The following is a 12,269-nucleotide window of genomic DNA, read 5'->3' as shown; positions in this document are numbered from 1 at the left end:
CTTGCCAAAGAGAACAGATATTAAAAAGATACTTCTGATAGGTTCAGGCCCGATCATCATAGGACAGGCATGCGAGTTTGATTACTCAGGCACTCAGGCTTGCCGCGCCCTGCGCAGCGAGGGGTATGAAGTCGTGCTGGTAAACTCCAACCCCGCGACTATCATGACAGATCCTGAGATATCGGATGTCACCTATATCGAACCTTTAAATACTGACATCCTTGAACTCATTATCGCAAAGGAGCGGCCTGACGCGCTGCTTCCTACAATGGGCGGCCAGACCGCGCTCAACCTTGCAGTAGAGCTTTCAGAAAAAGGGATACTCGAAAAATACAATGTAGAGCTGATAGGCGCAAAGCTGCCTGCCATTAAAAAGGCTGAGGACAGGGAAGAGTTCAAGCATGCCATGGAAAAGATAGGGCTTGAGGTGCCGAAGGGCGCTATCGTTACTTCTATTGAAAGCGGGATGTCGCTTGTAGAAGATATAGGCTTCCCTGCGATCATAAGGCCTTCCTTCACCCTTGGCGGCACAGGCGGAAGCGTCGCTTATAATATCGAGGAGTATAAACTGAACCTCCAAAGGGCGCTTGAGCTCAGCCCGGTGCATCAGGTGCTGATCGAGGAATCTATCATTGGTTGGAAAGAGTTTGAACTCGAGGTCATGCGTGACTGCAAAGACAATGTGGTGATCATATGCTCTATTGAGAACCTCGATCCAATGGGTGTTCATACGGGAGATTCGATCACGGTCGCTCCGGCGCAGACTCTGACTGACAAGGAATACCAGAGGATGAGGGATGCCTCTGTGGACATTATCAGGGAGATCGGAGTTGACACCGGCGGTTCAAATATACAGTTCGCGCTGAATCCGGATAACGGCCGCATGACCGTCATTGAGATGAATCCGAGGGTTTCAAGAAGCTCGGCCCTTGCGTCAAAGGCAACAGGTTTTCCAATAGCCAAGATAGCTGCAAAGCTGGCAGTCGGATTGACACTTGATGAGATACCGAATGACATTACCAGAGAGACTCCCGCGTCATTTGAACCTTCAATAGATTATGTAGTTGTGAAATTCCCGAGGTTTGCGTTTGAGAAGTTTCCCGAGGCTGACGATACACTGACCACGCAGATGAAATCCGTCGGTGAGGCGATGTCGATAGGCAGGACATTTAAAGAGTCGCTTAACAAGGCACTCAGGAGCATGGAGATAGACAGCTATGGTTTTGAGAAGGTTGATATCAGCAAGGATGATATAAGCGCAAGGCTGAAGGTTCCCAAGGCTGACCGTATATGGTATGTGGCGCACTCCTTCAGGTTAGGCTTCAGCATAGACGAGGTCTTTAAGCTTACCGGTATAGATCCATGGTTTCTCTATAACATAAAACAGATCGTTGAGATGGAGGAGAAGGTCAGCGCTCAGCGCTCAGATGGCGGCATTCAGGAAGAACTTCTGAGAGAGGCGAAGGAATACGGCATGTCTGACAAGAGGATCGCGTCTCTGCTGAATGTTGAGGAGAAGGATGTAAGGGATCTGCGCAGAAAGAAAAATATAGAGGCTGTTTATAAATTGGTTGATACATGCGCTGCCGAGTTCAAGGCTTATACACCGTATCTTTATTCGACATATGAAAAACCATTTTATAAGACAGCGGTTAGCAATCAGCAATCAGCAATCAGCAAAAAAGATACGCTGACGGCTGACAGCTATTCGCTGACAGCTATAACAAAGTGCGAGGCCAACCCTACTGACAAAAAGAAGGTCATCATACTCGGCAGCGGGCCGAACAGGATAGGACAGGGGATAGAGTTTGACTACTGCTGCGTGCATGCTGTCTTCGCGCTTAAGGAACTCGGGTATGAGACGATCATGGTGAACTGCAATCCGGAGACGGTGAGCACAGATTATGATACGGCTGACAAGCTATATTTTGAGCCGCTCACTCTTGAAGATGTTCTGAATATAATTGATAAAGAAAAACCTGAAGGCGTCTTTGTCCAGTTTGGCGGACAGACTCCGCTTAAGCTTGCTGTCCCTCTTGAAAAGGAAGGGGTAAGGATTCTCGGAACCTCGCCTGATTCAATAGATATGGCCGAGGACAGGGAGAGGTTCAAGGCGGTCCTTCATAAGCTGAATCTCAAACAGCCTGAGAGCGGGACTGCGAAGTCAGTTGATGAGGCTGTAAAGATCGCGGCATCTATCGATTACCCTGTAATGGTCAGGCCTTCTTATGTTCTCGGCGGAAGGGCGATGGAGATAGTTTATGATGAAGACAATCTTAGGGATTACATGAAAAGGGCGGTCAAGGCATCTCCTGAGCATCCGGTGCTTATTGACAGATATCTTCAGGACGCTGTTGAGGTGGATGTTGACGCAATATGTGACGGAACTGATGTCATTATCGGCGGGGTCATGGAGCATATTGAAGAGGCAGGAATTCATTCCGGCGACTCGGCGTGTTCCATACCTCCTCATTCACTTTCCAAAAAGATCATTGATGAGATCAAGGAGCATACCAGAGCGCTTGCAAAGGAATTGAAGGTATTGGGACTGATGAATATTCAGTATGCTGTTAAAGATGATGATATCTATATACTGGAGGTTAATCCCAGGGCATCCCGCACTATCCCATTCGTAAGCAAGGCTACAGGTATTCCGCTTGCAAAGGTCGCTGCAAAGGTCATGGTCGGCAGGACGTTAAAAGAGCTTGGCATCACAAAAGAAGCAGAGATATCTCATACAGCTGTAAAAGAGGCTGTATTCCCGTTTGACAGGTTCGCAGGAGTTGATACACTTCTCGGGCCTGAGATGAAGTCAACCGGCGAGGCTATGGGCATTGATGAAGATTTCGGCAGGGCATATTCAAAGGCACAGGCATCATCAAGAAATACGATGCCTAAAAGCGGAATGGTATTTATCAGCGTTAAGGACAAGGATAAACCCGCGCTTATTCCCCTTGCTAAAAAACTTATTCAGATGAAGTTCACGCTCGTCGCGACAAAGGGAACATCTGAATATTTCATAGAGAAAGGGCTTGAGGTTGAGACAGTGAACAAGGTGACTGAGGGACGTCCCAATATCGTGGACCTGATAAAGAATGATAAGATCAGTTTTGTAATAAATACGGTTTCCGGTGAAAAAGCACATAAAGACTCTTTCTATATCAGGGAGAATGCATTATTGCAGAGAGTGCCGTACACGACAACCGTTTCAGGCGCTGCCGCTGCGGTGAACGCCATAGAGGCGGTTCTGAAAGAGCGTGTAAACATCAGGTCTGTACAAAGCTACCATAAAAAGTGACCTCCCTGCTGCGTTAGAATAATACCGCCATATACCGGGGTTTACATTGTGCTCCGGGTATTGTTAAAATTATACCATGAAAAAAATACCAATGACACCAACAGGGCACAAGAAGCTTAAAGAGGAGCTTGAGAAGCTTATCACAGTTGAAAGGCCGGCTATCACCATGGCGATAAAAATTGCAAGGGCGCACGGCGACCTCTCTGAGAATGCCGAGTATCACGCAGCCAAGGAGAAGCAGAGCTTTATCGAGGGACGGATAATGGAACTTCAGGGAAAGATAACTCACGCGAATGTTATTGACCCTTCCAAGATATCGCAGGACACTGTCGCTTTCGGCGCTAAGGTAAGGCTCTCTGATACTGAAACAGGCAGTGAGAAGATATTCTGCCTCGTCGGATCTGATGAGATCGATATCAAGGCGGGCCGTATATCCATAAACTCTCCTGTTGCCAGATCACTTATAGGCAAGGCTATAGGCGATATAGCGACAGTAACCACTCCTACACGAACGATTGAATACGAAGTCATTGAGATTACCTTTGAGTGAGATATTTAAGGCATCGATAAAAGAGAATAAGCCTTTAACAGAAAATCATTTTCTTCTGACACTCCATCCTTTGAAAGATATCAGCATTCCCAAACCCGGACAGTTCTTCATGCTCTCTGTTGATGATAGCCTTGACCCGCTTCTTAAACGCCCTTTCAGCCTTCACAGATGTCTTGACGGTAACTTTCAACTGCTCTACAGAGTTGCAGGAAAGGCGACGAAAATATTGAAAGGGAAGAATCCGGGAGACCAGATTGAAGTGCTCGGCCCTCTCGGCAATGGTTTTCCTCAGAATATTAAAAAAGATGCCAAAATTATCCTTGCCGCAGGAGGGATGGGAGTTGCGCCTATGCTTGCGCTGGCTGACAGTTTTTCAAGCCGTAAGCCGCGTCTTTTTTATGGCGCGAGGACCAAGAAAGAACTTCTCTGCATAGATGAGTTCAGGGTTCTCGGCATAGAGCCTGTTATCTCTACAGATGACGGTTCCTCAGGAAAGAAGGGAAATATAGTAACTGACCTAAGTGATTTTCTAAAGTCGAATCCGTCTGATGATTATATTATTTATTCATGCGGGCCAAAGCCTATGCTCGCTGCTTTATCAGAGCTTGCGGATAAACATAAAATAACAGCCTACATGGCTCTTGAGGAGAATATGGCTTGCGGTATCGGCACATGTCTCGGCTGTGTTGTTAAGACTCGTCATGGTTATAAACGTGTCTGCAAAGAGGGGCCGGTCTTTTCTTCAGAGGAGATAATCTGGTAATGGACTTGACTGTTGATATTGGAAAATTAAGTCTCAAGAATCCGGTTATGACAGCATCAGGGACGTTTGGTTATGGAGATGAGTTTGCCGGATATTTCGATGTCAGCAGGCTCGGCGCTATTGTAGTAAAGGGGCTTTCTCTCAAGCCAAAACAGGGCAATCCACCGCCCCGCATCGTTGAAACACCTTCAGGCATGCTGAATGCCATAGGGCTTCAGAATATAGGTATCGATGAATTCATCAACGGAAAGCTCCCTTTTTTGAGAAGGCAGGATACCAAGGTAATTGTTAATTTCTTCGGCGACTCGATTGATGAATATGTTCAGGCTGCGGAGAAGCTGTCCTCTTATGAAGGGATACACGCGCTTGAGATGAATATCTCATGCCCTAATAAAGAGGCGGGGTGGAGCGTATTCGGCACTGACCCGAAAGTCACGTCCAATGTTGTAAGCGCTGTAAGAAAAGCGACAACGCTTCCCCTTATCGTAAAGCTCTCGCCTAATGTGACCGATATCGCTTATATGGCAAAGGTCGCAGAGGACGCCGGAGCTGACGCATTATCCCTTATCAATACTCTTGTCGGGATGGCGATAGATATCAGGACAAGACGCCCGAAGCTTGCGAACATAACCGGAGGGCTTTCAGGCCCGGCAATAAAACCAGTTGCCGTCAGGATGGTCTGGCAATGTTCAAAGGCGGTGAAGATACCTATCATCGGCATGGGCGGGATCATCTCTGCTGAAGATGCTGTTGAATTCCTCATCGCAGGCGCAAGCGCAGTTGCTGTCGGCACAGGAAATTTTGTCACGCCTCTTGCTTCCATGAATGTTCTTGAAGGAATAGAAAAGTATATGTCAGATATGGGCATAGAAAAAGTCAGTGACCTTACCGGTTCATTGAGGTAATCGCCATGAAGATACTTCTTATAGGTAATTTCGCCCCTCCGTATGAAGAAGAGAGCCTGCACAATCTTTCTCTATTCAATAGATTGATCGCTGAAGGGCATGAGTGTTCGGCCATTAATATTTCCGATAATCCTTCAATTGAGAAGGGATTTATTGATAACAGAAACTATGTCGGTTTTATACTTAAGGTTCTCCGCTATGGATTCGGGAAAGATGCTATCCATTTCCTGACCAAAGGATACACACGGCCCGGCCTGATGAAGATGTTTACAGCTATCTTTTTAGGCAGGTTTATGTTCAGCAGGACATTCATTACGTTGCATCCCGAGCTCTTCTCCGTCTTCGGACAGCTCAGGAGCAAGATGGGAGGGCAGATGCTCATTCACCTCTCTTTCTCTCTCTCAAACCGTGTCATATGCGGTGACAAACATACATATGAAGTTGCTTCGATTCATTACAAGTCCAGAGAGAAATTTGCGATGATACCCTCTTTTATTCAGATACCGTCAGGCATGAACAGCAATGAGGTAATACAGATTGAGAAGCTAAAGGCCAGGAAGAAGGTGATACTTTTTTCCAATTTAAGATTCCCTTCTTTGTCTTTTGATATCCTGGATATTCTTTTAAGAAAGTATCTCAATGCCGGTACAGGTATTGCCGTCTCTTTTTCCGAGAAATTTTCAAGTAAGCTTGAGCATGGTATCAAGGATACCGGACAGCGCATGTCAGATAATATTCTTTTTATTGATTATAGCGACCACAGGATGCTCTCGCTTGCTTATGCCTCTGCCGATATGATCATCAGGCCGCTGAGCTGTGACGGAAAGACACTTTTTGACGGCATAGCTGTATGTGTAAGAAAGCCAGAAACTTCAGCCGGCCAGGTCTTTTTTCCTGTAAGCCTCTCATTGGTTAAAGAAGGAGATGTCTCTGACACATGCTCTTATCTCTTCAATTCTTTTCTCATGAAGGATGAAGCCGCATCTTCAAAGCCTGGTGCAGATGATTTAGGCAGGAAGATAATCGGGCTTTACTCCGGCAAGAGTTAGTTCACATTCCCTCAATCTGTAAGTATTTATCCTACAAAATAATCAGATTAATTCGGACATATAAAATTATGATTTAGTCGTAATATAAATAAAATCATAAAACCGTTGACGGTTAAAGAAGTAAGGATACAGGTGAATATGCAAGATCTGGTTTGCAAACAATGCAGTGTAAAACTCGCAAGGAAACGTCGTCAATGGTGGATGAGGTTCCTTATTTTTACAAAAGAATATAAGTGCCCGCGTTGCGCAAGCTCCTATTTAATGTTTCATAGCTTCTTGATAAAACATTAAAGAATTAGCAGAATTACACTTCCCGATCTATTTTTCCTTAAGTGATGTCAGCTTTCTGCCGTATTTCAGGTCGTTCTTTCCGAGGTAGTTTGATATGAACTTTGAGAAAGCTGATCTCCAGTTTCCTTTTATGGTGCGCAATGTCCAGATGATGTTGTAATCAAGTGATCTCATGATCAGATATAAATAAATTACCGGCTCAAAGCTTCTCTTCACGATGAAATGGAGTGTCTTCAGAGAAAAAATGTGCATTGCGGTTCTTGATGCTTCAGGCTTGTTGAGCAATCTGACTACCCAGCGCGGGATGTAGGGCGTCATGCTCAGGAGTTTATTGAAGTAAGTTTTATCTATATCGACCATATACCTTTGGAGATATGCGTCAGGGTCGGCAATGCCGTCATTTATAGCCTTCTCTGTGAGCGGGGTGCCGGGGAAGAATGTGAGATGTGAAAGTGAGATGGTATAGGGTTTTTTGAGGCTGGACATTGCATCAATGGTCTCCATTGAATCGTTTTCACTCTCGTAAGGGTTGTCGGTTATCATCTCGTAATACGGGACGACCCTGAATTCCGTAAGCATCGCGGCGGCCTTTCTGACGGTTTCGAATTTGATGCTTCTGTTGTAGACCTCCAGATTCACACGGTCGCTTCCTGATTGGACGCCCATGATGATCCAGCTCAGGGCTGACTTGTCGAGCATCGCCAGTTTTTCCCTGTCAAGCAATGTCGGAATTGCGCGGACCATGAAGGGCAGGTTTATATGTTTCTTGTACTCTATGCAAAATTCACTTATCCATTCTTTGCTGTGTGAAAAGAAACAGTCGTCCTCAAAGTTTATATAGAGAACATACGGGTCTTTCTTTATCTCCATCAATTCAGTCATGCAGTTTTGGACAGACCTCTCTCTGATCTTTCTGCCGTAGACCTTGCTTAGATATGAATTGGCGCAGTAGCCGCAATTGAAGGGGCATCCCCTGGTGGTTATCATCATATGGCATGTTCCGCCGTACAGAGCGTGTTTGCGGAAGAGGCGTGGGTTCTTCGAATAGTTGAATATTTTGCCTTCATGCAGGACGTAAAAATACTTTGGAAGATATTCCTGAATGGGAAGGCTGTCAAGTTCTATCTCAGGCAGAGACGGGGGTTGTTTAATAATATCTCCGTCATGGTTCATCCATATATTCGGGATCGCGGGAGGGATATCTCTTCCTTTATCTTTCAAATGATCCAGCAGCGATACAATAGCCCTCTCTCCCTCGCCGCAGCATACATAGTCAGCGTGTTTAATGCATTCATCCGGCTTGATAACAGCATGCACACCGCCCCAGATTATAGGTATTTGAAACTTTTCGCGGAGAAGGCGTGTCAGATTTACAGTGGGATAGAACTCAATCGACATGAGGCTTATGCCTATCAGGTCAGGGTTAAAGTCCTTGATGAACGTCTCGACCTCAGGATCGAGACTCTCTTCAAAATATACCGGCAGGTGCAGTATCTGCGTATCATGGCCGTTTGCAATAGCATTGGCAGCAAGATATTTCAGGCCTGTAAGGTAGGCATTTGATTGTACTGAAAGCAGGAGCAGTTTCATCGCATAGATACTATCAGTTCGAGCGGAAAAAGTCTATCAATATATTGTCATCAGACGCTATGAGAAGAGGCAAATCAGCAATTTACATTTTGCATTTGAAAGTGTAAACTAATACATGCAAAAAGTGGTTGCGATAGTCCCGGCGCGTTTCAACGCAACCCGCTTCCCCGGAAAACCCCTTGCCCTGCTTAATGGAAAACCAATAATTCAGCATGTATATGAACAGACTGTAAAGGCAGGGCTTGTTAATAAGACGTATGTTGCGACGGATGACAAAAGGATTTATGATACGGTAATAAGGTTCGGCGGCGAGGCCTTGATGACCTCTGGAACTCATGCCACAGGCACAGACAGGGTTGCTGAGGCGGCAGCAGGTTTAGAATGTGATATTGTTGTAAATGTTCAGGGTGACGAGCCTTTCATAAGGCCGGTGATGATAGACGGGCTTGTGGAGATGATGCTCAAAGACAGCAGGGCTTCGATCGGCACTCTCGCTAAAAAGATCACAGATATCCATGAAGTGCTTTCGCCTCATGTTGTGAAGGTTGTTATGGATGATGACGGCTTTGCCCTTTATTTCTCAAGGTCGCCGATCCCGTATCACAGGGATGAGTGGGCAGGTATTGATAATATTACCTTATCGGATAAAATTACGATATATAAACATATAGGGATCTATGCATTCAGAAGGCCGGACCTTTTTAAATTTACCGGGCTGGGGGAATCCTCAATAGAGAGGATCGAACGGCTTGAGCAGCTCAGGGCGCTTAACTCAGGAATGAAGATAAAGGTTAAGGAGACGATATATGACACACTTGGAATTGATACGGCTGATGATCTTAAGAGGGCGGAAGAATGGCTAAGACAAAATATATCTTCATAACAGGCGGAGTCGTTTCCTCGCTCGGCAAGGGTATCGCTGCTTCTGCAGTCGGCGCGCTTCTTGAGGCAAGGGGGCTCAGGGTGACCATACAGAAACTGGATCCTTATATCAATGTTGACCCCGGCACTTTAAGCCCGTTCCAGCACGGCGAGGTGTTTGTAACCGATGACGGTGCGGAGACCGACCTTGACCTCGGGCATTATGAAAGATTCACTTCAACAAGGATGCAGCAGACGAACAACTGCACTACCGGCAGGATCTACAATAACGTCATCCAGAAGGAGAGAAGGGGGGATTATCTGGGTGAGACTGTTCAGGTTGTGCCTCACATAACCGATGAGATCAAGAGTTATATAAAGGCTGTATCCGGCGATTATGATGTGGTAATTGTTGAGATCGGCGGGACTATCGGCGACATTGAGAGCCTGCCTTTTCTTGAGGCGATAAGACAGTTCAGGTATGATGCCGGCAAAGAGAATGTGATTTATATTCATCTTACCCTTGTGCCTTTTATTCCGACCTCCGGTGAACTGAAGTCAAAGCCCACCCAGCACAGCGTTAAGGAACTCAGGGCCATCGGTATTCAGCCTGATATTCTTCTCTGCCGCACCGACAGGCTGCTCTCAGAGCATTTCAAGAAGAAGATAGCCCTGCACTGTAATGTTGACATAGACTCTGTCATAACAGCGATGGATGTTGAATCTATATATGAGGTGCCTCTCGCGCTTAAAGAAGAGGGGCTTGATCGTCTGATCAACAATAAACTTTCCCTGAATGCCAAAGAGCCTGATATCTCCAAATGGCAGGATGTAATTGAAAAGCTGAAGAACCCTGAGGACACGGTTACGATAGCGATAGTCGGTAAATACGTCGGGCTTAAAGATTCATACAAGAGCCTTAACGAGGCGCTCATTCATGGCGGCATTGCTAATAATGTCAAAGTGGATATCCTTTATATTGATGCTGAAGATATTGAGAAGAACGGCGTAGAAAGGATACTTGTTGATATAGACGCTATTCTTGTCCCGGGAGGTTTTGGAGACAGGGGCATTGAGGGCAAGATAGAGGCTGTGAGGTACGCAAGGGAGAAGAAGATCCCATTTTTCGGCATCTGTCTCGGCCTGCACTGTGCCGTTATAGAGTTTGCCCGGAATGTTTGCGGTATGCGGGGCGCCAACAGCACTGAATTCAATAAAGAGACGCCTTATCCTGTCATATATCTGATGGCAGAGTGGTATGATTTCAGAGCCAAGACTATTCAGAAGAGAGATATGTCTTCTGACAAGGGCGGGACGATGAGGCTCGGCGCGTATCCTTGCGCGCTTGAGGATGATACGATAGCGCTTAAAGCTTACGGGCAAAAAGAGATATCAGAAAGGCACAGGCACAGATATGAGTTCAATAATAAATATAAAGAGACATTTCAGAAGAAAGGGCTTATGGTAAGCGGGACAAGTCCGGACAAGGAGCTGGTTGAGACTATAGAGATCAAGGATCACCCATGGTTTTTTGCATGCCAGTTCCATCCTGAGTTCAAGTCGCGGCCTCTGGCCCCTCATCCTGTTTTCAGCTCATTTATTGAGGCTGCATACAGAGGACGAAAACTTCTTTTTACAGAGAGGCAAATTAAAAAAACGGAGGTATCTGAGTGAGCAAGATAGCTGAGATCTTTGCAAGGGAGATACTTGACAGCAGGGGAAATCCGACTGTCGAGGTTGATGTGGTTCTTGAAAGCGGCGCGTATGGAAGGGCTGCTGTTCCTTCCGGCGCTTCAACCGGACAGAAAGAGGCCATTGAACTGCGTGATGATGAAAAACGCTATTCAGGGCTTGGCGTAAGAAAGGCAGTTAAGAATGTTAATGAAAAGATAGCGCCGCATGTGCTTGGAGCGGACGCATATGAACAGGCTTATCTTGATGGCCTGATGATCAGGCTGGACGGCACAAAGAGCAAGAAGAAGCTCGGCGCCAATGCCATACTCGGGGTCTCTCTTGCTGTTGCAAAGGCTGCCGCCATGGATGCAGGGATGCCGCTTTACAGGTATCTCGGCGGAGTTAACGCAAAGGAACTCCCTGTGCCCATGATGAACATACTTAACGGCGGGAAACATGCTGATAACAACCTTGATATTCAGGAGTTCATGATAATGCCGGCGGGCGCACCGAACTTCAGGGAGGCGTTAAGGATGGGGGCGGAGATATTCCACAGCCTCAAGACCCTGCTGAAGTCAAAGGAACTTAGCGTATCTGTAGGTGATGAAGGAGGTTTTGCTCCGAGCCTGAAGAGCAATGAAGAAGCATGCAGCCTGATAATAAAGGCGATCGGCGGCGCAGGTTATAAAGCAGGCAAGGATGTCTTTCTTGCCCTTGATTGCGCCTCTTCTGAATTCTGCAAGAACGGGAAATACAAGTTTGAAGGCAAGTCTCTCACTTCTGATGAGATGATCAGCACATATGAAAAACTTATTAAAAAATATCCTATCATATCCATAGAGGACGGCCTTTCAGAGGATGACTGGCCCGGCTGGAAGAAGATGACGGAAAAGCTCGGAGATAAGGTTCAGCTTGTAGGCGATGACCTCTTTGTAACCAACAAGGAGATATTGTCCGATGGGATCAGTAAAGGTGTTGCAAATTCCATACTGATCAAGCTCAATCAGATCGGGACGCTTACCGAGACGCTTGAGGCGATTGAGACGGCAAAGAGGGCGGGCTATACAGCTGTTGTCTCTCACAGGTCCGGAGAGACCGAGGATACAACACTTGCCGACCTCTGTGTTGCCTGCAATACCGGCCAGATCAAAACAGGGTCTTTATCAAGGACAGACAGGGTTGCCAAATACAACAGGCTTTTGAGGATCGAGGAAGAATTGGGCAGTACCGCGGTTTATTGCGGAAAGAGGGTTTTTTACAATTTCTGATAAAAAATATATTATTAACT

9 protein-coding genes are annotated in these 12,269 nt (G+C 46.2%); 8 read left to right on the top strand and 1 reads right to left on the bottom strand.

Annotated elements, in window-relative coordinates; genetic code table 11:
- The first annotated feature begins 1 nt into the window (after window position 1).
- The 5 genes from carB (at window position 2) to HY807_05890 (ending at window position 6,565) form a co-directional block, all read left to right on the top strand.
- Complete coding sequence (carB, locus tag HY807_05910; protein MBI4825942.1) at window positions 2-3,298, top strand: carbamoyl-phosphate synthase large subunit; 3,297 nt, start codon at window positions 2-4, stop codon at window positions 3,296-3,298.
- A gap of 76 nt (window positions 3,299-3,374) precedes the next feature.
- A complete protein-coding gene (gene greA / locus HY807_05905) occupies window positions 3,375-3,848 on the top strand; it encodes a transcription elongation factor GreA (protein MBI4825941.1) in 474 nt (157 codons plus the stop codon).
- On the top strand, window positions 3,841-4,611 hold the full coding sequence (locus HY807_05900; GenBank protein MBI4825940.1) for a dihydroorotate dehydrogenase electron transfer subunit: 771 nt from the start codon (window positions 3,841-3,843) through the stop codon (window positions 4,609-4,611). The genes greA and HY807_05900 overlap by 8 nt, the downstream gene beginning before the upstream one ends.
- On the top strand, window positions 4,611-5,516 hold the full coding sequence (locus tag HY807_05895; GenBank protein ID MBI4825939.1) for a dihydroorotate dehydrogenase: 906 nt from the start codon (window positions 4,611-4,613) through the stop codon (window positions 5,514-5,516). The genes HY807_05900 and HY807_05895 overlap by 1 nt, the downstream gene beginning before the upstream one ends.
- A gap of 5 nt (window positions 5,517-5,521) precedes the next feature.
- Window positions 5,522-6,565, top strand: coding sequence for a glycosyltransferase (locus HY807_05890; protein MBI4825938.1), 1,044 nt, complete (start codon window positions 5,522-5,524; stop codon window positions 6,563-6,565).
- A gap of 318 nt (window positions 6,566-6,883) precedes the next feature.
- Here HY807_05890 and HY807_05885 read toward each other — a convergent pair whose 3' ends face one another.
- The gene (locus HY807_05885) at window positions 6,884-8,446 is read right to left on the bottom strand and encodes a B12-binding domain-containing radical SAM protein (protein ID MBI4825937.1); all 1,563 of its coding nucleotides are present in this window, start codon (window positions 8,444-8,446) and stop codon (window positions 6,884-6,886) included.
- A 115-nt stretch (window positions 8,447-8,561) separates the two neighbouring features.
- Between HY807_05885 and kdsB the strand changes: the two genes are divergently transcribed.
- Genes kdsB through eno form a run of 3 tightly spaced genes read left to right on the top strand, consistent with a single transcriptional unit; the run spans window position 8,562 to window position 12,249 of the window.
- A complete protein-coding gene (kdsB, locus tag HY807_05880; GenBank protein ID MBI4825936.1) occupies window positions 8,562-9,329 on the top strand; it encodes a 3-deoxy-manno-octulosonate cytidylyltransferase in 768 nt (255 codons plus the stop codon).
- On the top strand, window positions 9,302-10,981 hold the full coding sequence (locus HY807_05875; GenBank protein MBI4825935.1) for a CTP synthase: 1,680 nt from the start codon (window positions 9,302-9,304) through the stop codon (window positions 10,979-10,981). Before kdsB ends, HY807_05875 begins: the two co-directional genes overlap by 28 nt.
- Complete coding sequence (gene eno / locus HY807_05870) at window positions 10,978-12,249, top strand: phosphopyruvate hydratase (GenBank protein ID MBI4825934.1); 1,272 nt, start codon at window positions 10,978-10,980, stop codon at window positions 12,247-12,249. The genes HY807_05875 and eno overlap by 4 nt, the downstream gene beginning before the upstream one ends.
- Window positions 12,250-12,269 lie beyond the last annotated feature (20 nt).

It is taken from the genome of Nitrospirota bacterium, from assembly GCA_016207885.1.
In the GTDB taxonomy this organism is placed as follows: domain Bacteria; phylum Nitrospirota; class Thermodesulfovibrionia; order UBA6902; family UBA6902; genus JACQZG01.
Note: the sequence above shows the minus strand (reverse complement) of the source record. Positions and strands in the feature narration are given on the sequence as shown.